The 25822-nt window shown below is 68.6% G+C and carries 28 protein-coding genes; 17 read left to right on the top strand and 11 right to left on the bottom strand.

Annotated elements, in window-relative coordinates:
- The first annotated feature begins 1 nt into the window (after nucleotide 1).
- From PKE75_RS04395 to PKE75_RS04420, 6 genes are all read left to right on the top strand, one after another.
- Entirely contained in the window at nucleotides 2–1189 is a 1188-nt protein-coding gene (locus PKE75_RS04395; RefSeq protein ID WP_271167481.1) for an FAD-binding protein, read from the top strand.
- A complete protein-coding gene (locus PKE75_RS04400) occupies nucleotides 1173–1778 on the top strand; it encodes a DUF2585 family protein (protein WP_271167482.1) in 606 nt (201 codons plus the stop codon). The genes PKE75_RS04395 and PKE75_RS04400 overlap by 17 nt, the downstream gene beginning before the upstream one ends.
- Nucleotides 1779–1814: 36 nt before the next feature.
- Nucleotides 1815–2216: a hypothetical protein gene (locus PKE75_RS04405; protein ID WP_271167483.1), complete on the top strand. Its 402-nt coding sequence runs from the start codon at nucleotides 1815–1817 to the stop codon at nucleotides 2214–2216.
- A gap of 21 nt (nucleotides 2217–2237) precedes the next feature.
- Nucleotides 2238–3569 carry a glycolate oxidase subunit GlcF gene (glcF, locus tag PKE75_RS04410; protein ID WP_271167484.1) on the top strand — a complete coding sequence of 444 codons (1332 nt, stop codon included), beginning with the start codon at nucleotides 2238–2240 and terminating at the stop codon, nucleotides 3567–3569.
- Between the two features lie 170 nt (nucleotides 3570–3739).
- Entirely contained in the window at nucleotides 3740–4459 is a 720-nt protein-coding gene (locus tag PKE75_RS04415; protein WP_271167485.1) for a DUF2076 domain-containing protein, read from the top strand.
- A 104-nt stretch (nucleotides 4460–4563) separates the two neighbouring features.
- Nucleotides 4564–4746, top strand: a complete 183-nt coding sequence (locus tag PKE75_RS04420; protein ID WP_271167486.1) for a hypothetical protein — start codon at nucleotides 4564–4566, stop codon at nucleotides 4744–4746.
- Between the two features lie 79 nt (nucleotides 4747–4825).
- Here the strand turns inward: PKE75_RS04420 and PKE75_RS04425 are convergent, their stop codons facing one another.
- Both PKE75_RS04425 and PKE75_RS04430 read right to left on the bottom strand, forming a co-directional pair.
- Complete coding sequence (locus tag PKE75_RS04425) at nucleotides 4826–5188, bottom strand: response regulator (protein WP_271167487.1); 363 nt, start codon at nucleotides 5186–5188, stop codon at nucleotides 4826–4828.
- A 259-nt stretch (nucleotides 5189–5447) separates the two neighbouring features.
- Nucleotides 5448–6362: a L,D-transpeptidase gene (locus PKE75_RS04430; protein ID WP_428979106.1), complete on the bottom strand. Its 915-nt coding sequence runs from the start codon at nucleotides 6360–6362 to the stop codon at nucleotides 5448–5450.
- 262 nt (nucleotides 6363–6624) lie between these two features.
- Here PKE75_RS04430 and PKE75_RS04435 point away from each other — a divergent pair, with 262 nt between their 5' ends.
- Nucleotides 6625–7104: a GNAT family N-acetyltransferase gene (locus PKE75_RS04435; RefSeq protein ID WP_271167489.1), complete on the top strand. Its 480-nt coding sequence runs from the start codon at nucleotides 6625–6627 to the stop codon at nucleotides 7102–7104.
- A 5-nt stretch (nucleotides 7105–7109) separates the two neighbouring features.
- Here the strand turns inward: PKE75_RS04435 and PKE75_RS04440 are convergent, their stop codons facing one another.
- A complete protein-coding gene (locus PKE75_RS04440; protein WP_271167490.1) occupies nucleotides 7110–7547 on the bottom strand; it encodes a MarR family winged helix-turn-helix transcriptional regulator in 438 nt (145 codons plus the stop codon).
- A 253-nt stretch (nucleotides 7548–7800) separates the two neighbouring features.
- Here PKE75_RS04440 and PKE75_RS04445 point away from each other — a divergent pair, with 253 nt between their 5' ends.
- The 3 genes from PKE75_RS04445 (at nucleotide 7801) to groL (ending at nucleotide 11024) form a co-directional block, all read left to right on the top strand.
- Nucleotides 7801–8856, top strand: a complete 1056-nt coding sequence (locus PKE75_RS04445; protein WP_271167491.1) for a hypothetical protein — start codon at nucleotides 7801–7803, stop codon at nucleotides 8854–8856.
- A 139-nt stretch (nucleotides 8857–8995) separates the two neighbouring features.
- Complete coding sequence (locus PKE75_RS04450) at nucleotides 8996–9283, top strand: co-chaperone GroES (RefSeq protein WP_271167492.1); 288 nt, start codon at nucleotides 8996–8998, stop codon at nucleotides 9281–9283.
- Nucleotides 9284–9377: 94 nt separating this feature from the next.
- Nucleotides 9378–11024 (top strand): chaperonin GroEL, encoded by a 1647-nt coding sequence (groL, locus tag PKE75_RS04455; protein WP_271167493.1) that lies wholly within the window; start codon nucleotides 9378–9380, stop codon nucleotides 11022–11024.
- A 148-nt stretch (nucleotides 11025–11172) separates the two neighbouring features.
- Here groL and PKE75_RS04460 read toward each other — a convergent pair whose 3' ends face one another.
- Nucleotides 11173–11913 (bottom strand): sulfite exporter TauE/SafE family protein, encoded by a 741-nt coding sequence (locus PKE75_RS04460; RefSeq protein ID WP_271167494.1) that lies wholly within the window; start codon nucleotides 11911–11913, stop codon nucleotides 11173–11175.
- Nucleotides 11914–12010: 97 nt separating this feature from the next.
- Between PKE75_RS04460 and PKE75_RS04465 the strand changes: the two genes are divergently transcribed.
- The gene (locus PKE75_RS04465) at nucleotides 12011–12907 is read left to right on the top strand and encodes a LysR substrate-binding domain-containing protein (protein ID WP_271167495.1); all 897 of its coding nucleotides are present in this window, start codon (nucleotides 12011–12013) and stop codon (nucleotides 12905–12907) included.
- Between the two features lie 55 nt (nucleotides 12908–12962).
- On the opposite strand, the gene PKE75_RS04470 is transcribed toward PKE75_RS04465, so the two are convergent.
- Nucleotides 12963–14093 carry a L,D-transpeptidase family protein gene (locus PKE75_RS04470; RefSeq protein ID WP_271167496.1) on the bottom strand — a complete coding sequence of 377 codons (1131 nt, stop codon included), beginning with the start codon at nucleotides 14091–14093 and terminating at the stop codon, nucleotides 12963–12965.
- A 246-nt stretch (nucleotides 14094–14339) separates the two neighbouring features.
- Here PKE75_RS04470 and PKE75_RS04475 point away from each other — a divergent pair, with 246 nt between their 5' ends.
- Both PKE75_RS04475 and PKE75_RS04480 read left to right on the top strand, forming a co-directional pair.
- A complete protein-coding gene (locus tag PKE75_RS04475; protein ID WP_271167497.1) occupies nucleotides 14340–14891 on the top strand; it encodes a hypothetical protein in 552 nt (183 codons plus the stop codon).
- 90 nt (nucleotides 14892–14981) lie between these two features.
- Nucleotides 14982–15875, top strand: a complete 894-nt coding sequence (locus PKE75_RS04480; protein ID WP_271167498.1) for a dienelactone hydrolase family protein — start codon at nucleotides 14982–14984, stop codon at nucleotides 15873–15875.
- Nucleotides 15876–16074: 199 nt separating this feature from the next.
- On the opposite strand, the gene hisG is transcribed toward PKE75_RS04480, so the two are convergent.
- Nucleotides 16075–17076: an ATP phosphoribosyltransferase gene (gene hisG / locus PKE75_RS04485; protein WP_271167499.1), complete on the bottom strand. Its 1002-nt coding sequence runs from the start codon at nucleotides 17074–17076 to the stop codon at nucleotides 16075–16077.
- Nucleotides 17073–18149, bottom strand: coding sequence for an ATP phosphoribosyltransferase regulatory subunit (locus tag PKE75_RS04490; protein WP_271167500.1), 1077 nt, complete (start codon nucleotides 18147–18149; stop codon nucleotides 17073–17075). The genes hisG and PKE75_RS04490 overlap by 4 nt, the downstream gene beginning before the upstream one ends.
- 106 nt (nucleotides 18150–18255) lie before the next feature.
- Between PKE75_RS04490 and PKE75_RS04495 the strand changes: the two genes are divergently transcribed.
- Entirely contained in the window at nucleotides 18256–18531 is a 276-nt protein-coding gene (locus PKE75_RS04495; RefSeq protein WP_271167501.1) for a hypothetical protein, read from the top strand.
- 136 nt (nucleotides 18532–18667) lie between these two features.
- Here the strand turns inward: PKE75_RS04495 and oxlT are convergent, their stop codons facing one another.
- The 3 genes from oxlT to PKE75_RS17905 form a co-directional block, all read right to left on the bottom strand.
- Complete coding sequence (oxlT, locus tag PKE75_RS04500; RefSeq protein WP_428979103.1) at nucleotides 18668–20005, bottom strand: oxalate/formate MFS antiporter; 1338 nt, start codon at nucleotides 20003–20005, stop codon at nucleotides 18668–18670.
- A gap of 682 nt (nucleotides 20006–20687) precedes the next feature.
- Complete coding sequence (dksA, locus tag PKE75_RS04505) at nucleotides 20688–21104, bottom strand: RNA polymerase-binding protein DksA (RefSeq protein WP_271167502.1); 417 nt, start codon at nucleotides 21102–21104, stop codon at nucleotides 20688–20690.
- A gap of 151 nt (nucleotides 21105–21255) precedes the next feature.
- Nucleotides 21256–21579 carry a flagellar assembly protein FliX gene (locus PKE75_RS17905; protein ID WP_428979104.1) on the bottom strand — a complete coding sequence of 108 codons (324 nt, stop codon included), beginning with the start codon at nucleotides 21577–21579 and terminating at the stop codon, nucleotides 21256–21258.
- On the opposite strand from PKE75_RS17905, the gene pip reads away from it, so the two are divergent.
- Nucleotides 21578–22555: a prolyl aminopeptidase gene (pip, locus tag PKE75_RS04510; protein WP_271167503.1), complete on the top strand. Its 978-nt coding sequence runs from the start codon at nucleotides 21578–21580 to the stop codon at nucleotides 22553–22555. The two genes, PKE75_RS17905 and pip, sit on opposite strands and share 2 nt — an antisense overlap.
- A 75-nt stretch (nucleotides 22556–22630) precedes the next feature.
- Nucleotides 22631–23803: a PQQ-dependent sugar dehydrogenase gene (locus tag PKE75_RS04515; RefSeq protein ID WP_271167504.1), complete on the top strand. Its 1173-nt coding sequence runs from the start codon at nucleotides 22631–22633 to the stop codon at nucleotides 23801–23803.
- A 310-nt stretch (nucleotides 23804–24113) separates the two neighbouring features.
- Here PKE75_RS04515 and PKE75_RS04520 read toward each other — a convergent pair whose 3' ends face one another.
- Nucleotides 24114–25226: a flagellar biosynthetic protein FliO gene (locus tag PKE75_RS04520; protein WP_271167653.1), complete on the bottom strand. Its 1113-nt coding sequence runs from the start codon at nucleotides 25224–25226 to the stop codon at nucleotides 24114–24116.
- On the opposite strand from PKE75_RS04520, the gene PKE75_RS04525 reads away from it, so the two are divergent.
- A complete protein-coding gene (locus PKE75_RS04525; protein WP_271167661.1) occupies nucleotides 25125–25715 on the top strand; it encodes a hypothetical protein in 591 nt (196 codons plus the stop codon). The two genes, PKE75_RS04520 and PKE75_RS04525, sit on opposite strands and share 102 nt — an antisense overlap.
- Nucleotides 25716–25822 lie beyond the last annotated feature (107 nt).

Consider the following 25822-nt stretch of genomic DNA (forward strand, 5'->3'; position numbering starts at 1 on the left):
CATGACCGATATCGTAGCTCCGCTCGACGAGGCGGGCGTCGAGGCGACAATCCGCGCGGCCATCGCCGACCAGGCGCCGCTCGCGATCCGTGGGAGCGGAACGCGCTCGGGGCTCGGCCGCCCGGCGCAGGCCGCGCGGACGCTGACGACCGAGCGGCTCAGCGGGATCACCCTGCTGGAGCCGTCCGAGCTTGTCGTCTCGGCGAAGGCCGGCACGCCGGTCGCGGAGGTCGAGGCGGCGCTCGCCGAGAAGGGCCAGCGTCTCGCCTTCGAGCCCTTCGACCATCGCGCGCTCTACGGAACCGAGGGCGAGCCGACGATCGGCGGACTGGTGGCGGCCAACGCCTCCGGCCCGCGCCGCGTGATCGCGGGCGCCGCACGCGACGCGCTGATCGGCGTGCGGCTGACGACCGGCCGTGGCGAGACGATCCGGTCCGGCGGCCGCGTGATGAAGAACGTCACGGGCTACGACATCGTGAAGCTCGCGGCCGGCTCGCACGGGACCATCGGGGTCATCACGGAGGCGACCTTCAAGACGCTGCCGCTGACCGAGAGCGAGACCACGCTCGTGCTCGAAGGGCTCGACGACGACGCCGGCGTCGCTGCGCTCTGCGCGGCGATGGGGTCGCCCTTCGAGGTGACGGGCGCGGCGCATCTGCCGGCGCGCGACGGCGCAGCCGCCCGCACCTGCCTCAGGCTCGAGAACTTCGAGAGCCAGCTGCGCTACCGCTCGGCCGCGCTGGTGAAGCTGCTTCGGCATTCGGGCGAGGTCACGACGCTCGACGTCGAGCCCTCGCGCGCCCTGTGGCGGCAGGTCGGCGAGGCGGCGACGCTGCTCGGCGACCGGTCGCGCGCCGTCTGGCGGGTCTCGGTCGCGCCGACGCGGGCGCCGGGGATCGTCACGGCTCTCGGACCTCTCGTCGCCGCGCATTTTTACGACTGGAGCGGCGGGCTGATCTGGATCGCGGTCGAGCCGTCCGACGATGCGGGCGCCGGCGCGATCCGCCCGGTCGTCGCTGAAGCCCGCGGCCACGCCACGCTGATCCGCGCCAGCGCCGCGATCCGGGCGGCGGTCGACGTGTTCGAACCCCAGGCGCAGACGCTCGCGCGCCTCACGCAGGCCGTGACCGCGAGCTTCGATCCGGCCGGAGTTCTCAATCCTGGACGCATGCATGCCCCACGCTCTTAGCGCGACCGCCGCTCCGGCCCGGTCTCCATGGCTCTACGCGCTGTTTGGCGTGCTGATCGTGGCGGCCATCGCTTGCGCGCTCGCGGCGATGGGCCGCTCGCTGATCTGCCCATGCGGAACGATCGAACTCTGGCATGGCGCCGCGAACGACTCCGGCACGTCCCAGCACCTCTCGGACTGGTACTCGCTGTCCCACCTCATCCACGGTTTCCTGTTCTACGGCGCCGCCGTGCTCGTCTTCCGACGGCTTGGCCGGCCGCTGCCGTTCGCGCAGGCGCTGCTCGTTGCGCTCGCTTTCGAGGGATTCTGGGAACTGCTCGAGAACAGTCCGCTCATCATCGACCGCTACCGCGAGACCACGGTGTCGGACTCCTATATCGGCGACAGCGTGCTGAACTCGGTCTCCGACATCGGCTTTATGGCGCTCGGCTTCTTTCTCGCCCGCGTCTCGCCGACGGCGCTGGTCGTGACCGCCGCGATCGCCATGGAGCTGTTGGCGCTCGCCGTCATCCGCGACAACCTCACCCTCAACGTCCTGATGATCGTGCACCCGTCCGACGCCATCAAGGCGTGGCAGGCGGCGCGATGATCGCTTCGGACCCTGAGGGAGCGATCGGAGCCGGCGATGCGCGCGCGCCCGACCAGCCTGCTGTTGACTTTGCTTTGCTCCGCCGGCGTCGCGCAGCATGCCGCAGCGCAGGAGGCCTGCCCGCCGATGGAGCAGGCGATCAGGGCCATCGTCGCGACCGAGGCGCGCGCCCGCGCCGACGTGACGGCGCAGATGAGCTGCTACTTCCCCATAGGCCTGTCGTTCAACGACGCCGCGATCCGGCTCGATCAGAACAGGTTCGGCCTGCTCAACCGCACGGAGCCAATGTTTTTCCGCTGGCGGATCGACGGGGAGGAGTTCGTCTCTCGGCGCGTAATCCCAGGCTTCTGGTCGAACGCCGAAATCTGGATCACGATCCATACAGCGAACAAGCGGATCAACCGCTTCGCTGCTCAGTATTTTTCAGGCCAGCAATGAATTCCGGCAGCATCTGAGCCCATGCAAACCGCCTTCGCCCCCGAGCGTCTCGAAGCCGACCCGCAGCTTGCGTCGTCGGAGAAGATCCTGCGCACCTGCGTGCATTGCGGGTTCTGCACGGCGACCTGCCCGACCTATCTGCTGCTCGGCGACGAGCTCGATAGCCCGCGCGGCCGCATCTACCTGGTCAAGGAGATGCTGGAGGAGAACAAGCCGGCGACGCCCCAGATCGTGAAGCACGTCGACCGCTGCCTGTCCTGCCTCTCCTGCATGACGACCTGTCCGTCGGATGTGCACTACATGCACCTCGTCGACCATGCGCGGGCCTATATCGAGGCGACCTACAAGCGGCCGCTCGCCGACCGGATGACGCGGCGGCTGCTCGCTTACGTGCTGCCCTATCCCAAGCGGTTCCGGCTGGCGTTGTTCGGCGCGTGGCTGGCGCGGCCTTTCGCCGGGCTGTTCAAGGGACCGCAGGCGCTGGAGCGGTTCGGCGCCATGCTCCGGCTGGCGCCCGCGAAGCCGCCATCGGCCCCCGCCAGCCGCGGCGCGGCGACGTATCCCGCCATTGGCGAGCGCCTCGGCCGCGTCGCCATCCTTCAGGGCTGCGCGCAACCGGTGCTGGAGCCCTCGATCAACGAGGCTGCGGTGCGCTTCCTCACCCGGCACGGCTTCGAGGTGGTGCAGGTCGCCGGAGAAGGCTGCTGCGGCGCGCTGGTCCACCACATGGGACGCGAGGATCAGGCGCTCGAGCAGGCCCGTCGCAACGTCGACGCCTGGACGCGGGAGATCGAGACCACGGGGCTCGACGCCATCGTCATCACGACGTCCGGCTGCGGCACGACGATCAAGGACTACGGCTTCATGCTGCGCGAAGACCCGGCCTACGCCGATAAGGCCGCGCGGGTGTCGGCGCTCGCGAAGGACGTCACTGAAGTCGCCGCGCCGCTCGCGCTGAAGCTGACGCGGGAAACAGGGCAGGCGGTCACCTACCACTCAGCCTGCTCGATGCAGCACGGACAGTCGATCCGGGAGGAGCCGAAATCCCTGCTGAAGGCCGCGGGCTTCACGGTGAAGGAGCCGGCGGAGAGCCATATCTGCTGCGGTTCGGCCGGCACCTACAACATCATGCAGCCCACGATCGCGACGCAACTGCGAGACCGCAAGGTCGCGAACATCGAGCGCACCCGGCCCGAGATCGTCGCCACCGGCAACATCGGTTGCCTGACGCAGATCAGGACGGGCATGACGGTTCCATGCGTGCACACCGTCGAGTTGCTGGACTGGGCGACCGGCGGCCCGCTGCCGGGGCCGCTCACCGGGATGGGGTTCGAGCGGCAGGCCGCGGAGTAGGCGTTCCACCCGGCCCCCGCCGGCCCGCCTCTCCCCGGCGGGTGAACGGGCATTTCGCACCGACAAGCGGCTTCGCCTCGAAAACGCCATTGCGCGCTCCGGAAGCGGCCATATCTCGGGTCGAGGATTCCCGTTCCGACGATCCGTCGCGGGAGCTGGAGCCCGATCCCATGAACGCCGATGAACGCAATCTCATCGCATCCCTGTTCGAGCGCCTCCGCGGCGCGGAGAGCGCCTATCGCGATCCGGAGGCGGAAGCCTTCATCGCCGACCAGGTGTTCCGCCAGCCGCACGCGCCCTACGCCATGGCGCAGACGCTGATCGTCCAGAAGCAGTCGCTTCAGGCCGCGCGGGATCGCATCGAGCAGCTCGAGGACGAGCTTGAGGACGCGCGCGCCTCCGCCGCGCGGAGCCCCGTCCCGCAGCAGCAGCCGTCCTCGCCCTGGGGTCCGCGCGCGAGCGAGGCGATGGGCGCGCCGTCTTCGTTCGGGCAGGGCGGCCAGTTCGGCGGCCGGCAGGGCTACGAGACCTCGCAGCCCTATGGCGCGCCGCCCTCCCAGCAATACGCGCCCCAGCAGGGCGTCGGCGGCGGAGGCGGCGGGTTTTTGTCGGGCGCGCTGCAGACCGCGGCCGGCGTCGCGGGCGGCGCCTTGCTGTTCGAGGGCGTGCGATCGCTCTTCGGGGGCGGCGAGGCCAAGGCTTCCGAGGCGGCCGAGCCTTCGAAGCTCGCGGACGCCTCGCCCGCGGCCGACGATGCGTCGGCGGCGGGCGGCGAGCCGGGCGGCTGGTTCTCGGGACTTCTGGACGGCGTCGGCGGCGAGCCCTCGGATGGGCCGCAGCCTGACGGCGACGTCAGTCCCGGCGCTGCGGACGACGACGACTGGATCTGACCGGCTGCGAAACCGATCGTTCCGCTGGTCGTTGATCTGGACAAGAAGGGGCGAAGGAGGCCCTCGCGGCGTTCGCGGGGGCCTGGAAGCGACGGAATTCGGCCATGACTGCTGAACGGAAACGCCAAGGCGACGACCGGGTCGAGCGACGCCCGGATTTGGAGCAGGACGTGCTGGAGCGCACGCTTCGGGAGGCGCCGGAGACCGAGGACGAGACCTCGGAGGACTCCGGGGTGAGCTCGTTCCTCGATCGCTTCATGCCGGCCGACACATCCGAGAACCGCTGATCTCCGGCAGACCTGCGAAGCCAGCCGGATACGGCGCGGCCGCCGCGGGCCGCTTCACGGCGTCCCGTCGACGCCTCTGTCAGGGATGACGGCGGCCGGCGGCGACGGACGCGACGACGCGTTCGATCGCGCGCTGGTCATACGGCTTCGCGATGAAAGCGACGTCGCGCAGCTCCTCCGGCGTGTCGGCGACGGCCGAGCCCGACACGAAGGCGAAGGGCAGGCTGCGTTCCCTCAGCTGGGCGGCCAGCTCGTAGGACTTGCCGTCCGGCACGTCGACGTCGAGCAACGCCAGATCGAACGCGCCTGACAGCGCGCGCCGCGCCTGGGCGATCGAACGGCACGAGGTGACGTTGGCGTCGGTCCAGCAGCACACGATGGTTGCGAGATCGAGGGCGAGAATTGCGTCATCCTCAAGGATGAGAACGCGGAAAGGCGCCACTACTGTTACTCCGGCGATAATCGACCCTGGCGCAACAACGCGTCATCGTGCGGCGGGTTTCATCGTCGACGGCCGATGAATCAAAAAAAGAAATTTTACTAATGGACCTTAAGACTTAAGGCGCCGTTCGTCTTGGGCGGCGCCGCGCCGGATCCGGTCAATCTGCGGCAGGAGACCCAATTTCTGCGGCGGCGGCTTGGTTCGAGGAAAGGTGCGGCGGCGGCCATAGGCCGCCTCCCGCGGTACCTGCGCTGCGGCTTCAGATCACCTTCACGACCGTCCCGACGCCAACCCGCTCGTAGAGGTCCATTACGTCCTCGTTGGTCATGCGGATGCAGCCGGACGAGACGGCGTGGCCGATCGTCCAGGGCTCGTTCGAGCCGTGGATGCGATAGAGGGTGTGGCCGAGATAGAGCGCGCGCGCGCCGAGCGGGTTGTTGGGGCCCCCCGCCATCATGACCGGCAGTTCGGGCCGCCGCTCGCGCATCTCCGCCGGCGGACGCCATTCCGGCCATTCCTTCTTCTGCACGATCGTTTCCGTGCCCTTCCAGGTGAAGCCTTCCTTGCCGACCCCGACGCCGTAGCGGATCGCCGTGCCGTCGCCCTGGACGAGGTAGAGATAGCGGGTCGAGGTGTCGATCACGATTGAGTTCGCGGGCTCTTTCCCGGCGTAGCGGACGGTCGTCCGCGCAAAGCGCGGATCGACGGTCCGGCGCATCGGCTGCTGGTCGACGCCCGCGGCCGAGGGCGGCCCGGCGAGCCGGCGCGGCGCCGGCGTCATGACCGGATCGCCGTCGTCGTAGGGGTCGTAGTCCGGTCCGTCGTAATAGCGATAGACCCGCCCGCCGCGATCGATTGGGCCGTAACGATCGTACTGCACCGTGCCGCGGTTGCGATCCCGCGCCGGCGGAATGCGGCCGTATCGATCCTCGGAACGGTAGGCCCAGTCCGCGGGGTCGTCCTCCATCTCCCGGACGTAGCGGCTGCGCTCGTCCGGGTAGACCCGGCGGACGACCCGGCTGTCGTCGTCATAGCGCTCGACGACCCGCGGGGCGCGCTCGCGTGGGACATACTCGGGAGCGGGAATGACCAGCGGCTCGGCGGCGGCGGGCGTTGCGGCGGACACGCCGAAGCCGAGCGCAAGGGCGCAGCAGGCGGCGGCGACGCGGACCAGGATCACGGGGATAACTCCTCGAAGGCTTCCGAAAGCGAGCCGCATGCAAATCTTGCGTGGGCCTCGTTTACGCAGCGTGAACGATTGCCGTGCCTCTCGGGCGGGACAAAGGCGCCGGAGGGGCGAGCACCGCAAAAATTGCGGCGCTCTGGGCGTCCGGCGCAACCCTGGCGTTTGGCCGCCCGCGGCGCCATCGTGGCCTTGGACCGCCGACGCCCCATAAATGGAAAGCGCGCATCGGCGTTGTGGAGTTGACCGAGACATGGCCGAGTTCCTGATCCGCGAGGCGAGCGACGACGACGGGCCGACGCTCGCCCGTCTGATGTCGGAGGCCCGCGCCGATGAAGGCGAGGCTCTCGACGCGCCGGACGGAGAGGCTTTCGAACGGCCGGCCAGTTTCTTCGAGGAACGCGGCGGCAGGCTCTGGGTCGTCATGCGCGACGACATGGCGGCGGGCTCGCTCGGCTTGATCGCGCATGGCCGGCCGAAAGAGTTCGAGCTGTCGATGATCTGTCTCGATATGGAGGCGCGCGGCCAGGGACTGGCGGCGGCGCTGCTCGCCGGCGCGAACGCCTTCGCGCTGGCGTCAGGCGGTGAGCGGCTGTCGGTTTGGGTCGACGTGCGCTTCGAGGATCTGCACCGGTTCTGCGAACGCCACGGCTTCATCCGGGAGCCCGGGACGCGCGCCCGTCACGACGGCTCCGACGCGCTCGAATGCCGGTTCTCTCGCGCCGTGGCGTGAGGCGATCAGGCGACCGCCTTGCGCAGGTCGCCCAGCCTGCGGCGGGTGACCTGCCAGGAGCCGTAGCCGAGCCTGTCCTCGATCTCGCCCTGCGCACGTCGCCAGAGCGGCAGCGCGGTCTCCAGCGTTTCGCGGCCCTGATCGGTGAGCGTCGGCTTGCGGCGTCCGTTCACGCCTTTGAGCGGAGACACCAAGCCTTCCTTGCGCAGAAGCTGAAGGTTGCGGACCAGCGTCGTGCGCTCGATGTCGATGACCTCGGCGAGGTCCGTGATCGACGCCGCCTCGCCCGCTTCGATCGCCGCGAGCAGCACGAACTGCGTGCCCTTGAGGCCGGACGGGCGCAGCGCCTCGTCATAGAATCGGGTCACGGCCCGGGCGGCCATCCGCGTGTGCGAGCAGGCGCACATATTGTGGATGTCGAGAATCTCGTCGCGCGAGAGCATGACGGCACAATCGGCGCGAACCCGTTGTGAATCAAGCGCCGAAGCGATCGGCGCGCGGTCCCTGTCGCGGTCGCCGCGGCGGCGTGCTATCGAACCGCTCCGCGAGCCCGACCCGGCGGCGGCCACGAAAACGCCGCCGCGCCCGGGCCGGGAGACGCGATATCGATGACGCCACCACGGAAGATGGTTTGAACGACGCGACACGTCCCGCCCCCGACGCCCGGCCCCGCAGCGCTCTGCCTGGAGGTCGCGCTTGAGCCCCCGCTCGGCGGGCGCCGCGCGGGTGAGCTTTCCCGAGGATTCAGAGCCGTCGGCCCCGGCTGCGCGGCGTGACGTCGTCCTCCCGGCGATCTCCGACCATCTGTTCGATTTCCGGCCGGGCGAGAACGCCCGCGAACTGGTCGTGGTGTTCTCGCCTTCGAAGCGCTTCATCCTCTACCGTCACCGGTTCTCGTGCGACGCGCTGTTCGTCTGCGACCAACGCGGGCTTTATTATCTCGACCAGGCGGCTCGGCTCGCGCGGGCGCTGGTTGAGACCATCGAGAGCGGCGGCTATGAGAGGACGCTGTTCCTCGGCACCAGCAAGGGCGCCTTCGGGGCGTTGCTCCTTGCGCGGCTCTGCGCCGGCCTGCGGCCGCGCCGGACCTTCCGCGCGCTCGCCTTCAGCCCCCAGGTTCAGCTCGATCCCGCGAACACGAACCTTTATTTCCCAAGCTACCGGCGGCTACGCTCGATCGCGCGCAAGCGGTTCGCCATTGCGGCCGCGCTGACGCGCTACGGCGACGCGTCGCTCGCCGGGCGGACGCCAAACCTTCACGCCACTGTCGTCTACGCGCTTCATAACCGCACCGACGCCGTCGAGGCCGACCGGATGAGCGGACCGAACCTGAGCAAACTGCCGATCGAAGGCTCCAGCCACGGCTCGATCCTCTATCTTCTGCTCAAGGGTCAGCCGGAGGCCTATGTCCGCACCCGCGTCGCCAAGATCTATGCGCGCCGCCGCCGCCGCGGGGTCGAAGAGGACTACGACCTCCAGGCGTCTAAGCCGAAGGATCCGGAACAACTGGTCCGCGAGATCGTCGGAGCGTCCGATGAGGCGCCGACGCTCGAGGCTCTGATCGACCGGGCGATGGCGGCCGATCCCCGCCCGCTTCCCGCGCACGCGCGGCTTGCGGCCGGCGCGCGCAGAACGGGCGGCGCGTTGAAGGTCGCGGCCGTTGCGCCGCGCTTCCTCGTCCGCAAGGCTGCGACGCTCGCGGGGCGTCTGAAACGGGTGAAATCATCGTCGGCGGCGTTCGCCAAATCTTGACAGTCGGAGCTGTCGCTCGTATGTCCGCGATGCGCTGGCACTCGCATATGCGGAGTGCTAACAGCGCAAGGCGGCTCCGGCCGCCGATCCAAGATTTGGAACGCGAAGCAAGCGCGCGCGCTCGAGAGGATTTGACCCTATGAACTTCCGTCCGCTGCATGACCGCGTGGTCGTCCGCCGCCTGACCGCCGAAGAGAAGAGCAAGGGCGGGATCATCATTCCCGACACCGCCAAGGAAAAGCCGCAGGAAGGCGAAGTCGTCGCCGTCGGACCCGGCGCCCGTGATGAAGCCGGCAAGGTCCAGCCGCTCGACGTCAAGGCCGGCGACAAGATCCTGTTCGGCAAGTGGTCCGGCACCGAGGTCAAGATCGACAGCGAAGAGCTGCTGATCATGAAGGAGTCGGACATCATGGGCGTGATCGCCTGATCAACTCCGCTTTTACTTCCGGACGGCGAGGCCCGAACCCCCGGGTTCGTGGCGAGCCGGCCAATCCCAGACACGCTCAAAGGAGCAAATGAACATGGCTGCGAAAGACGTCCGTTTTTCCGCCGACGCGCGCGACAAGATGCTGCGCGGCGTCGACATCCTCGCCAATGCGGTTAAGGTCACGCTCGGCCCCAAGGGTCGTAACGTCGTGATCGAGAAGTCCTTCGGCGCTCCGCGCATCACCAAGGACGGCGTGACCGTCGCGAAGGAAATCGAGCTCGAAGACAAGTTCGAGAACATGGGCGCCCAGATGGTGCGCGAAGTGGCCTCGAAGACCAACGACCTCGCCGGCGACGGCACCACCACTGCGACGGTGCTCGCTCAGGCGATCGTCAAGGAAGGCGCCAAGTACGTCACTGCCGGCATGAACCCGATGGACATCAAGCGCGGCGTCGATCTCGCCGTCGCCAAGGTCATCGAGCACCTCAAGGCCTCGTCCAAGAAGATCGCCTCCTCCGCCGAAGTCGCTCAGGTCGGCACGATCTCCGCGAACGGCGAGAAGGAATTCGGCGAGATGATCGCCTCGGCGATGCAGCGCGTCGGCAATGAGGGCGTCATCACGGTCGAGGAGGCCAAGAGCCTCGAGACCGAGCTCGAAGTCGTCGAAGGCATGCAGTTCGACCGCGGCTACCTCAGCCCGTACTTCATCACCAACGCCGAGAAGATGATCGCGGACCTCGAGGATCCCTACATCCTCATCCACGAGAAGAAGCTCTCCGGCCTGCAGGCGATCCTGCCCGTCCTCGAAGCCGTTGTGCAGTCGGGCAAGCCGCTCGTCATCATCGCCGAGGACATCGAGGGCGAGGCTCTCGCCACCCTCGTCGTCAACAAGCTCCGTGGCGGCCTTAAGGTCGCAGCCGTCAAGGCCCCGGGCTTCGGCGACCGCCGCAAGGCGATGCTCGAGGACATCGCGATCCTGACCAACGGCCAGGTGATCTCGGAAGACCTCGGCATCAAGCTCGAGAACGTCACGCTTGAAATGCTCGGCCGCGCCAAGAAGGTGACGCTCGAGAAGGAGAAGACCACGATCGTCGACGGCGCCGGCGACAAGGACGCGATCCAGGGCCGCGTCGCCCAGATCAAGGCGCAGATCGAGGAGACCACCTCGGACTACGACAAGGAGAAGCTCCAGGAGCGTCTCGCGAAGCTCGCGGGCGGCGTCGCGGTGATCCGCGTCGGCGGCGCGACGGAAGTCGAAGTCAAGGAGAAGAAGGACCGCATCGACGACGCGCTCAACGCGACGCGCGCCGCGGTCGAGGAAGGCATCGTCCCGGGCGGCGGCGTCGCTCTCCTCCGCGCCAAGAAGGCGATCGACGGCGCCAAGCACGAGAACCCGGACATCCAGGCCGGCTACAATATCGTGCTCAAGGCTCTTGAGGCTCCGATCCGTCAGATCGCCGCCAACTCGGGCGTCGAGGGCTCGATCGTCGTCGGCAAGCTGCTCGAGAACAACAACGCGACCTTCGGCTTCAACGCCCAGACGGAAGAGTATGTCGACATGATCGAGGCCGGCATCGTCGACCCGACCAAGGTCGTGCGCACCGCTCTCCAGGACGCGGCCTCGGTCGCCTCTCTGCTCATCACGACCGAAGCGATGGTCGCCGACCTTCCGAAGAAGGAAAGCGCCGGCGGCATGCCGGGCGGCATGGGCGGCGGCGGCATGGGCGGCATGGACTTCTGAGAAAGTCCAAAAAAGCCGCCCATCCCTGGGATGGCCAAGTCGGGCAAGCCCGACTTGGCGCGCGGCATGGACTTCTGATCCACGCCACCTGAGCGTCAGAAATAAAGAAGGCCCCGGAGCGATCCGGGGCCTTTTTCTTTGCGCTCGCTCACGCGCCGAGAAGATAAAGCCCAAGCGCAAGAAGTCCGACCAGGAAGACGCAGCGGAAGGTCTGCGGCGCGATCCGCCGTCTGAGCCTCGTTCCGGCCGCCACGCCGAGACTTGATGGGACGAGCGCGAGGGCCGAGCCGCCGAGCACTGAGACGTCGAGCCCGCCGGTCGCCGCCAGCCCGGCCGCGAGCGCGACCGTCGAGACCGTGAAGGACAGGCCGAGCGCCTGGATCAGCTCTTCCTTCTCGAGCCCCAGAGACTGAAGATACGGAACGGCCGGCATGACGAACACGCCGGTTGCTCCTGTAAGCGCGCCGGTTACGAGGCCGACCGTCGGAGACAGCCAGCGCTCCGCCCGGCCGGGCTTCGGAAGCGCGCTTCCGCTCAAGGCGAAGGCGGCGTAGAGCGCGAGCATCGCGCCGAGGCCTGCTGTCGCCATCGCCGCGGTTCCGCCGGATAATACGCCGGCGGTCGCGACAGTCCCGGCTCCGACGCCCGCCATCATGAGGCGAAACCTCCGCGCCGTCCGGAACAGGTCCGGACCGTCGAGCAACTGCCAGACATTCGTCGCAAACGAAGGCAGAAGCAGCAGGGACGCCGCGTCTTGGGGCGCTGCGACGAGCGAAAGCAGACCCATCGACACCGTCGGCAGGCCCATGCCGGTGACTCCCTTGACCACGCCGGCGAGCGTGAAGGTCAAGAAAACGAACAGGACGAGGGCGGGGGAGAGCTCCAGCATCGGCGGACTTGATCCTCGTCGCTGCGCGAGCGCAATCTGGACCTCGCGCAGCCTGCCTTCGGGTAATCCGAAGCTGTGTCGCGCATTAGGGCTCGCGATGCGTTTCGATCTGACCGATCTCCGGCTGTTTCTTCACGTCGTGGAGGCCGGCAGCATCACCGCAGGCGCCGGCCGCGCGAACATGGCGCTCGCCTCGGCGAGCGAACGCCTCCGCGGCATGGAAGCGGCGGCTGGGGTCACGCTCGTCACCCGCGGGCGCCGGGGCGTGGAGACCACGCCCGCCGGCCGTGCGCTCGTCCATCACGCCCGCCTGATCCTCGACGGCGCGGAGCGCCTGCGGGCCGAACTCGCCCAGCACGGACAGGGCCTCAAGAGCCACGTCCGGTTCATGGCCAACACGTCGGCCCTCGCCGAGCATCTGCCGGCGCCGCTCGCTGGGTTTCTCGCCGCCAACGCGGAGGTTGACGTCGATCTCGAAGAGGGCGCGAGCCGCGACATCGCCCGCGCCGTCGCCGCCGGGCGGATCGATTTCGGCGTCATCTCGGACCGCGTCGACGCGGGCGACCTGGCGACCCGCCTGTTGCGCCACGATGCGCTGGCGCTCGTGACGACGCGGGGCCACCCGCTCGCCGGGCGGGGCCAGATCGCCTTCTCAGAGACGCTCGAGGCGGCGCATGTCGGGCTGTCGGCCGATAGCGCCCTTGCGGGCTATCTCGCAGGCCAGGCGCGTCGCCTTGGACGCTCTCTCGTCGCCCGCGTCAGGGTGCTCGGGTTCAACGCGGTCTGCCAGATGGCCGAGCAAGGCGTCGGCGCCGGCGTCGTCCCCATCGCCGCGGCCCGTCGCGCCCGCCGCTCCATGTCGATCGCCATTACGCCGCTGTCGGATGTCTGGGCGAAACGCAATCTTGTCGTCGCGACCCGGCCCGGCGCGTCGCCGACGCCCCAGGCTCGACGCCTGATCGCCTGGCTGCTCGCCGACGCTCCGACGTCATGAGCGACCGTCTAGCGCTCCAGCAACGCTCGGATCTTCTCGGCCCCGCCCAAGCGCGTCATTCGGTGAACTCCACCGTGGTCTTCTTCGGATCGACCAGCCGCCCGAGATCGGCCGCGTCCCAGTTCGTCAGCCGCACGCAGCCGTGGCTCGCCGTCTTGCTGATCTGCGAGGGCTCCGGCGTGCCGTGGATGCCGTAGGTGGGCTTGGAGAGGTCGATCCACATCGCGCCGACGGGACCGTTCGGGCCGGGCGGCAGCGTGAGCTTTTGCTTGTTTTTGCCCTGCTGGAAATTGAGCTTCGGGTTGTAGACGTAGACGGGGTCGGGGAAGGCGCCGTTGACCGTCATCTTTCCTTCCGGCGAGGGCGTGTCGGGCGAGCCGATCGTCGCCGGGGCGATCATCACGATCTTGTCCGTGGCGTCGTAGGCGCGCAGTTCGCCCAGGCGCTTGTCGACCGTGATCCGCTCGACCTTGCCTTCGGGAAAGGCGCCGGTGTCCGGCACGATGATCGCGACGCCGGCCTTCTTGAAGTCGACGCCGGGGTTCATCGCTCGGAGCAGCGGCTCGTCGACATGAAAGCGTTCGCCGAGCATCTCGACGGCGTCGCGGAAGCCCAGCCATTTGAGCTTGGCGAGCTTGGCGTAGTCCTTCGGCAGGTCATCGACGTAGCGGCCGTTCAGGTCCTCGGAGTAGATCACGTACGACTTCGTCGCGCGCCCTTGGTCGCCCGTCAGCGCGGACCAGAGCGCGGGATCGAGCCCGCCGTCGAGCGGCATCCCGCGCATCTCGCGGAACGCCTTCACCGCCTTCTTGAAGTTGTCGCCGTCCCGTCCGTCGATCACGCCGGGCGAAGCGTGCGCGCGGTCGAGCAGGATCTGGGCGCGGATCAGGAACGGGTCGGGTCCGGCGTTCGGCGGCTTCGGCAGGCTCGCGAGTTTCTCGCGCGCGGCCTTCTTCGCTTTTTTCGTCTTCGCCTTGGCGACGCCGTCCTCAAGCGCGTTGCGGTCGGCGTCCGCCTTGGCGCCGGCGTCGGCGCGGCTTCGCCAGCCGTCGAAGTCGGCGGTGTCGATCGACTGTTCGGTGAGCGCGGGAGGCCCCGGTAGCGCCGGCGGCGGCGCAGGCTGCGCATGAGCCGCCACGCTCCAGCCTATGAGCGCTGCGGCCAGTCCATGGATGAGGATTTTCATGTGAACCATTGCCTGCCGAACGCGCGCCCCGACTTGAAACGCGCGAGACCGTCAACGGCTCCGTCGTCCGCCCAAGGACTTGCAATTTAACTGCGGGGGTCTCGTTCGGGCCGCGATTTAGCTTAATTGCTGCATTCTCTCGGTCGCTCGGTCCGCGCAGGGTAAGGTGTTCGGAGTCTCGGCGGACGGCCCGCCGCTCTGCGTCGCCGATCCGGGTGCGGAGGAGGGTTCTTGGAAAGCGTACCGATGAGCGTTCGTTCCGTCGTCACCGCCTCCGTTCTGGCTCTGTCGGTCACGACCTGCCTTGCGGCGGAGCCGCTCAAGGACGAGGCGAGCGGCCTCGCCGTTCTGCCGCCGGACGGCTACGAGGCGTCCAAGACGGAGGGCGACCCGCGCTACGCCGCGGTGTTCGCGGTCCAGAAGGGCGGCGAAGGCGACACCGGCTGCAAGGTTGCGTTCCAGGCGGCGCCCCAGAACGCCGCGCTCGGGCAGGAGGAGATCAACGCCTTCACTCAGAAAAAGGAGTGGATCGACCTGATCAGGGCGACGCTCGCGCTGCGCTACGACGTCGCAAGCGTCGATCCGTTCGAGCAGGGCGGTCTCGCCGGCGCTGCGGTCGTCGCCGACTTCAAGCCGGTCGAGGGCGAGCCCCGCGCCTCGGAGGTGCGGTCCTATCTCGTCCTGATCGACACGCCCAAGGGCCGCACCACGATCGTGTGCGTCGGCGACAAGGCGGGCTTCGACGCCCGCAAGCCCGAATTCGAGGCGATCGCCCGGGCGGTGTCGCCGCCGCGATGAACTTTCCGGGAGGGTCGCCTTCCGGCCGTCGCGGGGTATAGCTTCGCGCGGCCGGCGCGTTCGCCGTGCGACCTCCCAGGGTTTTTCGCCATGACCAAACGGCCCCCCAGAAACGCCATCGCGCTCTATGACCGCTACACCCATGGCGAGATCGGCCGCCGGGCGTTCTTCGAACGGCTGGTCGGGCTCGCGGGATCGGTCGCCGCCGCGAATGCCGTGCTTTCGGCGCTGTCGAACGACTACGCGAGGGCCGCGATCGTGGCGCCTGACGACAAGCGCCTCGCGGTCGAGATGGCGGCCTATGAGGGGCCCGACGGCCCCGTCTCCGGCATGCTCGCGCGGGGCCCGGGCGGCGGCGTGAAGCGACCGGCCGTCATCGTCGTCCATGAGAATCGCGGGCTGAATCCGCATATCCAGGACGTGACGCGCAGGCTCGCGGTTTCTGGATTTCTGGCTTTCGGGGTCGATCTTCTGTCGCCGCTCGGCGGCACGCCGCCCGACGAGGACAAGGCGCGCGAGATGATCGGCGCGCTCGACCTGACGAAGACCACGGCCTCTCTGGCCGCCGCCGTGCCGTTTCTGGAGAAACACCCGGAGTCGAACGGTTCGGTCGGCGTCGTCGGCTTCTGCTGGGGCGGCGGCATGGCGAACCGCCTCGCGGTCGCCGCGCCCGACCTGAAGGCCGCCGTAGCCTATTACGGACAGACGCTCGACGCGGAGCAGGCGGCGGAGGTGAAGGCCCCGCTGCTGCTGCACTATGCCGGGCTCGACGAACGCATCGACGCCGGCGTGCCGGCTTTCGAAGCGGCGCTGAAAAGCGCCGGCAAGGACTACCAGCTGTTCATGTATGAGGGCGTCGACCACGCCTTCAACAACGACACGAACCCTGCCCGATACGACAAGAAGGCGGCGGCGCTGGCCTGGGACCGGACGATCGCCTTCCTCGAGCAGCACCTCGGCGCAGCGGTTCCGCCGCTCCCCTGAGCGTCGCTTACGCTCATCTCAGGCGGCTCCGACATCGCGCGGAAATTTTTTTGCGATGCGGGGAACCGCCTTGGGGACGCGACGTTCTATGCTCGAGAGCCCGGCGACGGGCTTTTCGATAAGGCGGCCAGATCCCCCGACTGGTCGACCTTCATGAGGCGGAGCCGCTCCCCCCCGAGGCGGCTCCGCCTTTTTATGTTCAGCCCCCGATCGCCCTGAAGAAGTCCTCGACCAGCGGCGGCGCCGGTTCGAAGACGTCTTCGAGCGTCGACACGGTGATCGCCCCGGCGCCGGCCGCCGACAGCGCGCCGACGAGCTCGAACACGGCGCGCTTCGGAGCGTGCAGCACCAGCGGCGCACCTGGCGCGGGCGGCCCGAACGGCGCGCGGGCATCGAAGCGCGCCACAAGATCGACGATCAGCCGCTCCACCCTGCTGTCGAGAAGCGCCCTGACCTCGCGGACGCCGCGCGCCCGCACCTCAGCCGCGATCCGGGTGAGGATCGTGCGCGCCGCGTCGCGCGCCGCCGGGCTCCAGTTCGCGCCGAGACTCGCCACCAGCTGCGCCTGGCTACGCAGCATCACGCCGTCGTCGAGAACCTTGAGGCCGTTGGCTGCAAGCGTGGCGCCGGTCGTCGTGATGTCGACGATGACGTCCGCCGACCCGGCGGCGGGCGCGCCCTCGGTCGCGCCGACGCTCTCCACGATCCGGTAGTTCGAGACGCCTGCGCCTGAACGCTGCTCGCCCGGCTTTTTCCAAGCGAAGAAGCCTCGGGTGAGATTGACGTATTTCGTGGCGACGCGGAGCCGCCTGCCGTGACGCCGGCGCATGTCTTCCGCCACGTCGTCGAGATCGGACATCGAGCTCACGTCGATCCAGGCCTTGGGGGCCGCGACGACCACGTTGGCGTAGCCGAAGCCGAGCGGCTGCAGCAGCTTCACCCGCGTCTCGGCGGCCGGAATGGTCTCACGCACCAGATCCTCGCCGGTGACGCCGAGATGCGCCGCGCCGCTCGCGAGCTGCCCCGCGATGTCGGACGCCGAGAGATAGGCGATCTCGACGTCGGGGACGTCGGCGATCGCGCCGCGGTAGTCGCGGGCGCCGCCCGACTGCAGGAAATTCAATCCGGCTCGCCCGAAGAACGCCTGCACATTCTCCTGCAGGCGGCCCTTGGAAGGGACGGCGAGGATCAGCGCGCTCATGAACCGGCTCCGAAACGGTCGAGCCACAAGGCGAAGCCGACGCCGGGCGCGGCCGCCTGCGCGCCGAGCGCGCCGAGCAGGCCGTCATAGCGGCCGCCGCCGCCGACCGGGTCGGCCCCGTCATAGCGCGCGAGCTCAAAGACGAGGCCGTCGTAATAATCGAGGCCTTGTCCGATCCGCGAGGAGAACCGCATGCGGTCGACCGGAAGCCCCGCGCCCGAGAAGGCGTCGAGCCGCTCTTCGAAGACCGAAATCTGCGGCCCCGGACCAAGGATCTCCTTCAGTCGATTCAGCGCTGCGGGCGCTGCGTCGTCGATCGCGAGGAAGCTCCTCAGCGTCTGGCGCTGCGCGGCGGGGATGGCTGCGGACCGGTTGGCGGCGCGCTCGATGAAGCGCTCCGCGATCTCGGCGGGCGTGCGTCCGCCGACCGCGGCGATGCCGGCGAGCGACAGCACGTCCTCGATCACCCCGCGGGCGGCGTCGGGGCCTGCGGCCTCCAGCGCCGCGAACAGGCCGGCATGTCCCGACTCCTCGGCGCGCTGCGGCGTGGTCAGCGTATCGATCGATCCGCCATGGGCGATCTCGCGCTTCAGACGCCGCTTGAGCGAGGCGGGCGCGTCGAGGGCGCCGACGGCCGCGTCGACCAGCGCCCGGTCGCCCAGGCGGATGGCGGGCGACGGCAGGCCCAGCGCCTGCGCGGCCTCGACAGCGAGCGCCAGAACCTCGGTCTCCGCGGCGAGCCTGTCGAGGCGGCCGAAGCTCTCGACGCCGATCTGCGCGACCTCGCCGCCGTTCGCCCCGTGGCGAAACACCGGCCCGGCATAGGCGTAGGACGCCGCCCGCGCCGGGTCGCCGCCTGCGATGTGCGCGAGCGCGGCGGGAATGGTGAAGTCCGGCCGCAGGCACATCTCGCGGCCGTCGGCGTCTGACGTCAGGAACATGCGCTGCCGCAGCTCCTCGCCCATCACGTCGAGAAACGGCTCTGCCGGCTGCAGCACGCCGAGCTCGAGACGCGCGAATCCGGCGGCCGCGAATTGGTCGAGCAAAGCGAGGGGGATGGCGACGGGCGTCATGGCGCGGAAGCTGAGGGGACCGGGAGCCGCGCGTCTAGCAGGCGCTTATCGTCCGCGCGACCTTTTTTCGCTGCGCGGGCCCCGCAGTTGGGCGTAAAAGCCCGCCATGGCCCTGTTCTTCCGCGCCCGCGAAGACCCCGAGCGAGCGGACGCCTCGCGCCGGGTCGCGGCGTTCGCCCGGTCTGCGCTTCAGCTTTCGGACGACGACGCCGTCACCGTGAGCGAGATCGCCTGCGGCGATCCGGAATGCGGCGGCGCGGAGACGGTCATCCTCATCATGCGCGCCGGCCGGAAGACGGCGGCGGCCAAGCTCAAGATGCCGATTGCGAAGGCGACCGAGGCCGACGTTGCGGCTGCGCTCATCGACCTCGCCGACCGATAAAAAAGGCGGGCTCCTTTGGAGAGCCCGCCAGTCGCCCTCTGCCCAGAGGGCGCGAGGGGGTAGGACGGTTGCGGCCGGCGAAGGCCGCGTCAGGGGCGGCCGGGCGGGACGACCAGACGTCCGCCCGGCCGGTTCGTCAGGCGCGGGCGAGCGCAGGGGCGCCGTCGACTTGGACGGGGCGATCCACGCCCGACGCCCGGACATGCTCCGCCAGCACCGGCCTGAGCACGACGATCGCCAGGAAGGCCGCGGTCAGGTCCATGGCCGCCACCGTGTAGAGCACCGTCGACCACGTCCCGGTCGCCTCCATCAGCAGGTTGCCGACGGGGACGAACAAGGCGCCGATGCCCTTGGCGCAGTAGAGCACGCCGTAGATCTTGCCGATGTGCTTGGTGCCGAAGGCGTCGCCTGCGAGCGCCGAGAAGAGGGAGTAGACCTCGCCCCAGGCCAGGAACACGACGCCCGACAGGATGAGGAATGCGTAAGGGTTCGAGCCGAAATAGCCGAGCGCGATGATGCCGAGGCCTTCGAGCGTGAAGGCGACGAGCATGGTTTTCTCGCGCCCGATATGGTCGGAGATCCAGCCGAACAGCGGACGCGAGACGCCGTTCATGATGCGGTCGAGCATCAGCGCGAGCGGCAGCGCGGCCATCGTGATGAAGTAGAGGTTCACGCTGAAGTTCTTGACCCCGAGGTCCTGGGCGATGACGCCGAGTTGGGCGACCGCCATCATGCCGCCGGTGACGACGCAGATGAACATGAAGAACATCAGCCAGAACAGCTTGGTGTTGAGCGCTTCCTTGAGCGTGTAGTCGCGCCGGCTCTGATTGAGCTTGTTCGAGGCCTTGACCTCGGTCTGGTTCGGCGCGCGCAGGAACATCGCCGCCGCGAAGGCGAGCGCGCCCTGGAGCAGGCCGAAGAACAGGAAGGTCGACTGAAAGCCGCTCGATTCGATCATCGCGGCGATCGGCAGGATCGTCGCCGCCGAGCCCGCGCCGTAGCCGCCGGCCGTCAGGCCGACCGCGAGGCCCCGCCGGTCCGGGAACCATTTCAGCGCGTTGTTGATGCAGGTCGCGTAGATGCACCCGACGCCGACGCCGCCCACGGCCGCGCCGAGATAGAAGCCCCACAGCGACGTCGCCTGCGAGTTGAGCACCCAGGAAGCGCCCATGAACACCGCGCCGAACGCGACCAGCGCCCGTGGACCGTATTTGTCGATGAAGTAGCCTTCGATCGGCGTCAGCCATGTCTGCACCAGCACGAAGATCGTGAAGGCGACCTGGATGCTGGCGCGGTCCCAGCCGAACGTCTCTTTGATCTCCGGGACGAACAACGTCCAGGCGTATTGAATGTTGGCTGTCGCGACCATGCAGATCACGCCGACGATCAACTGCGTCCACCGCGTCTTATTGGATACGGCCGGATTTAGTGTCGGATCGATTGGTTCACTCACAAGCGGTTCCTCTCTCTTCATTGGCGCGCCGGCTCGTTTCGGCCGGCTTTCTGCGAAAGCGAGTGGCGGCTGCGCCGCCTGCTCAGGGGCGACCACCCGACGTGTCGGCTCAGTCTCGCGACCGGAACGCGAAGTAGAGATGATTTGGATGAGGCGCGAACGACTTGGTTCGGCCCCACAAATCGTCCGTCAGCAATTATTGACGGCAATCCGGCGGTCGCATCAGCCCAGAATATTTCTGTATCGGGATGTCGTATTATGCCAATCCATGGCATGCCACCGTGAGTCTGATAAAGTCATTCTAAAGGATTAGATATTGAGAAGTTATCTGATCGATAACGTATTTGTTATTGAAGGAAGACATGGATGATCAGTCGACGATTCTGTCGAACGAGAAATAAGCAGGCAATTTTAGGGCCGATAAGCGTTCAGAATCAAAGGCTCACCACAGCATGCTCCAATCGCGTCCGCCGGACTGGCGAGCGTTACGCACCGGGAGCGCTGATGGAAACGTGATTTGGAGCTGAACGAGACTTGCGCTCGCAAGGGGCCAGAAGCGGCCTTGGCGCGTCATGGCCCACAAGAATGTGATCTTGAGAGAGGCCGCTGGCGAGCGATCGCGCCTCTGGCGGGCGCGCCTGCTCGGGGATCGGGCGAACGCTCCGGATCGTCAAGCCTGGGGCATGCGCCTTAGGTCGCGGCGTCAGTCGTCGCGATAGACCTTCTCGCGCCGCTCGTGGCGCTCCTGAGCCTCGATCGACAGCGTGGCGATCGGGCGCGCGTCCAGCCGGCGGAGCGAGATCGGCTCGCCCGTCTCCTCGCAATAGCCGTAGGTGCCGTCCTCGATGCGCGCGAGCGCCGCGTCGATCTTTGCGATCAGCTTGCGCTGGCGGTCGCGGGCGCGAAGTTCGATCGCCCGGTCGGTTTCCGACGAGGCGCGGTCGACGAGATCGGGGTGGTTCTGGTTCTCGTCCTGAAGGTGCTCGAGAGTCTCGCGGCTCTCGCGAAGCAACTCCTCGCGCCAGTTTTGCAACTTGTCGCGGAAGTAGCGCCGCTGCCGTTCGTTCATGAACGGCTCGCTTTCGGAAGGCCGATAGTCGTCTGCCAACTCGACGCTCATGTGGAAGCCTCTGGACCGCACGCGGGAGTGATCGGACGGCGCGGAATATAGCCATCCCACGCAGTCCCGACAATCAGAGAATTAACCACGAACCCGTTGATAATAGTACATAATTTCGAACGGCTAAAAAACGTTCGCCCGTTTTCGGCCGTCATGGCCCCTGTTTCGCCAGCTCTACCTGCGCGCGCAGACCGATCGCCGCGGTCGCGGCATCGAGGGCGGGATCGCTGGTGGAAACGCGCCGCCGCCGGAGTCCGCTGGCGATCGTCGACGGCGCGTGGGGGCTTTTCGGGCCCACGACCAGAGCGGGTTCGGCCTGTCGAGCGCATCGGGCAGGCCGGGCCCCCGGCGCGCGCTCCTGCCGCCGACGCTCGCGCGGGTCTGTCCCGGACAGAGCCCCTGCGACGCTGGCTTCGATTGACGCATGTCGACCGGAAGAGGACCGTCGTCGCACTGAAATCGGGAGGCTCATCATGGCGGACGCAACGACCGGTCCGGACGGAGCGCGGCGCGCGCTGTACCCGCCGATCGAGCCTTACGAGCATGGCATGCTCGACGTCGGCGAGGGCCACCGGATCTACTGGGAGCTCTGCGGCAATCCGGATGGGCGGCCCGTGGTGTTCCTGCACGGCGGACCGGGCGGCGGCTGCGGGCCGGCCCACCGCCGCCTGTTCGATCCCGCGCTCTACCGTATCCTGTTGTTCGACCAGCGGGGCTGCGGCAGGTCGACCCCGCACGCCGAGCTCGACGCCAACACGACCTGGGATCTCGTCGCCGACATCGAGCGGTTGAGGGCGATGACCGGCGCCGAGAAGCAACTGGTGTTCGGCGGGTCGTGGGGCTCGACGCTCGCTCTCGCCTACGCCGAGACTCACCCCGAGCGGGTGAGCGGGCTCATCCTGCGGGGAATCTTCACGCTGCGGCGTTTCGAGCTCGACTGGTACTACCAGAGCGGCACCTCGCTGCTGTTTCCCGACAAATGGGAGCGCTTTCTCGCGCCGATCCCGGAGGCTGAGCGCCACGACCTGATCGCGGCCTATCGCAGGCGGCTGACGGGCGCGGACACGGCCGTGCGGCTGGCCGCCGCGAAGGCCTGGAGCGTCTGGGAAGGCGAGACCATCACTTTGCTGCCGGATCCCTCGATCACCGGCCAGCACGGCGCGGACGCTTATGCGCTCGCCTTCGCCCGGATCGAGAACCATTACTTCACGCATCACGGCTGGCTGGAGGAAGGCCAACTGATCCGCGACGCCGCCAAGCTCGCCGGAATTCCCGGCGTGATCGTGCAGGGCCGCTACGACGTCGCGACGCCCGCGGTCACCGCGTGGGACCTGAAACGCGCATGGCCGGAGGCGGAGCTCCACATCATCGACGACGCCGGCCACGCGTTCTCGGAGCCCGGCATCCTCGATCGCCTGATCCGCGCGACGGACGCATTCGCACGCCTCTGACGACCGCGTGATTTGAACCCGCGGCCTCGGGCGTTACATCCCGCTTCCCGAGGCGATTTCGACGGAGACGACACCATGCGCCGAGCAGGTCTCGGACGGCTGACGCTGTCCATCGTCGCTTGCGCCGCGGCCGTCGGGATCGGCGTCGCCCAGGTCAGGACGCCGGCGCTCATCCAGTCGGAGAAGCAGGCCTTCACCGTGGAGACCGTCGCCGAGGGCCTCGAGCGGCCGTGGGGCCTCGCCTTCCTGCCGGACGGCAAGATGCTGGTGACGGAGAAGGCCGGGCGGCTGCGGCTGGTCGCGGCGGACGGCAAGCTCGCGGCCCCGGTGACGGGGCTTCCCAAGGTCGACGCGCGAGGGCAGGGCGGCCTGTTCGACGTCGCGGTCGCTCCCGACTTCGCGAAGAATCGGCTCGTCTATTTCACCTTCGCTGAGGCCGGGGAGGGCGGCGTGAACGGCACGGCGCTCGGCCGAGGTCGGCTGGCCGAGAACGCGGGCCGGCTGGAGGAGGTCACGGTGATCTGGCGTCAGTCGCCGAAATACGCCTCGACCAAGCATTTCGGCTCGCGCATCGCCTTCACGGGCGACGGCAAGATGTTCGTCACCACCGGCGAGCGGTCGGACGACGCCTTCCGCGTGAAGGCGCAGGCGCTCGACGAGACGCTTGGCAAAGTGGTCCGGCTCGACCTCGACGGCCGGCCCGCCGCCGGAAATCCGTTCGAGGGCCGGGTGGGCGCAAAGCCGGAGATCTGGTCCTACGGCCACCGCAACATCCAGGGCGCGGCGATCGAGCCCGGCTCCGGCCAGCTTTGGACGGTAGAGCACGGCGCGCGCGGCGGCGACGAGCTGAACCACCCGGAAGCGGGCAAGAACTACGGCTGGCCGGTGATCGCCTACGGGCGGGAATATTCTGGCGGCAAGATCGGCGAGGGGACCGAGAAGGCGGGGATGGAGCAGCCCGTCCATTACTGGGATCCGTCGATCGGCCCGTCCGGGCTCGTCTTCTACACAGGCGACGCCTATCCCGGATGGAAGGGAAACCTGTTCACCGGCGGCCTCGCCATCCCGATGCTCGACCGCATCGAACTGAGCGACGGCAAGGTCGTGAAGGAGGAGCGGCTGCTCGAGGATCTGGGCGAGCGCATCCGCGACGTGCGGCAGGGCCCGGACGGCCTGCTTTACCTGCTCACCGACAGCGACGAGGGCCGGGTTCTGCGGCTCAGGCCGGGCAAGGGCGTACGAAGTTAGACGGATAGCCCGGGCTCATCCCGCCATCGTCAACCGCCGCCGGGAAGCGCCGCCGCCGCTGGGGACTCCCTGCCGGCGGGGTGGGCGCCGGACGATCGCCGACGCCGAAGCCGGCTCGCATCCGCAAGCCTGAAGATCCCCAGGCGGCTGGACGTCTGTCGCTTGCCGGCAGGAGCGCGGCTGCCGGACTTCGGTGATCTGGCCGCGGCCGCCATTGGGCGACGCGGGGCGGTGCGATCTTCTCGCCGGCGGCGGGCCTTAGCCAGATCGCCCCGCTACGGAACGGCGGCGCAAGGCCACCGTTCCAGCTTTACGGCTTTGGCTTGGCGACATCCCGTCCGAGAAGCGTCGCCATCTCAGCCTCCAGCGAGGCGAAGGGATCTTCATCCAGGGCGGGCGCCGGCCTGCTTTCAGACGCCGCGACGCGGGGCTCGGGCTTCACCTCTGGCGCGGTCGATGACGGCTCGGATTTCTGGGCCGGGGGCATAACCAGCGGCGGGAACTCGCGCGGGGTGTCCTTGGATGGCGCGGAGGCGACGGGCGCGGGAGCCGATGGCTCGGGCGCCTTAGGGGCGGGTTCCGGAATCTTCGGCGCGGGTTCCGGGGTCGGCTCCTTTGCCGAGGCTGCGGGTTCGGGGCTCTTCGCCCCCGCAGCCGGAGCCGGCTTCGGAGCCGGTTCGGGAGATTTGGCCGCAGCTGGCGTGACCGGCCGCCTTAGCGCAGCTGCGAGACGCTCGGCGATCTCGGTCGAACGGCTGTCGCCCTGGCCAGGACGGGGCGCGGGTCCCGCGATGATCGGCTGCGGCGCAGGAGGCGGGGGGGCGGCCGGGGCAGGTTCGGGCTTCGCGGCGACCGGCTCCGGCGCTGCGGGCGGCGCGGCCGGCGCAGGGCTCGTGGGCTTCGAAGCGGGCGGCGTGACGGCGACGGGGGGAGCCGCCGGCTTGGGCGGAGCGACCGGCGCGGCGGGCGGCGGCGGGGCGGCGGGCTTCGGAGCCGGCGCTGCGGCCTGCGGAGCGGGCGTCACGGATCTTACGGGGGGGACCGTCGGCTCGCCGCGCGACGGCGCCATCGGGGGCGCTTCGACGGAGCGAGGGCCGCCGCGGTCGGCCGGCCGGAGCTGGGCGGCGCGTTCGGCGTTCTGCGGCGCGGGCGGCGCGACCTGCGGGGCGGCGCGCTGGGCGGGGCTGGCCTGCGGCGGAATCGTGCGGGCCGCCGGCGCCTCCGGGGCAGGCGCCGACTCGCGTTGGACGGGCATGCCGGTCGGCACTCTCAGGATTCCGCTCTCGACCACGATGTCGTTCGGGCCGCCGATCATCACGAGATGCTCGACATTGTCCCGGCGCACGATCACCAGCCGGCGGCGACCGTCGACGGCCAGCACGTCAAGCACACCGAGACGCGGCTGGCGCGACCGGCCGGCCATCGCCGCTCCGCCAAGCCGCTGACCGCCGAAGCGCTTCTGCAGCCAAGCCGCAAGGATGACCAGCGCGATGACGAATGCGAGGGCCAGAGCAATCTTGAGAGGCGTCGGAATTCCGCCGAGGAACTGATCGAACACGCGGTCTCACCCCAATCTCGAAAGCGCGGCGAAGGCCCGGCAGGCCTCCGCGACGGCGCGGCCGTCGAGCGCGTCGGATCACGTGACCGCGACCCGCTCGTTCGTCATAGCCAAAGTCACGTCCAAGGTGAACGGAAACTTAACGTTCTTAACGGCCGGTTAACCATGGATGCGGCAGATTTTGCCGGGTGGACGCGCATTCCGCGAAAATCGAACCGCATGGCGCAGGCGCCTCACCTCCCGCTTTCCTATGATTCGTCAGGGTGCAACGGCGTGGTCGGGGCGGTCGATCCGCCGCTTCTTGCGCCTCTTAAGACGAAGATGCGCTGGCATGAGGCGATCGCAGACGCCTGACGATCGATCTCGCCGACGGAAACGCCAATTTCTGAAACATGCGCGCGTCTGGGGGCCGGATCTTCGCTTCGCGCCGCCTGGGGGCAGGGCGATATGTGTCCCGTCCC

Source organism: Hansschlegelia plantiphila (assembly GCF_027922265.1).
GTDB classification, from domain to species: domain Bacteria; phylum Pseudomonadota; class Alphaproteobacteria; order Rhizobiales; family Methylopilaceae; genus Methylopila; species Methylopila plantiphila.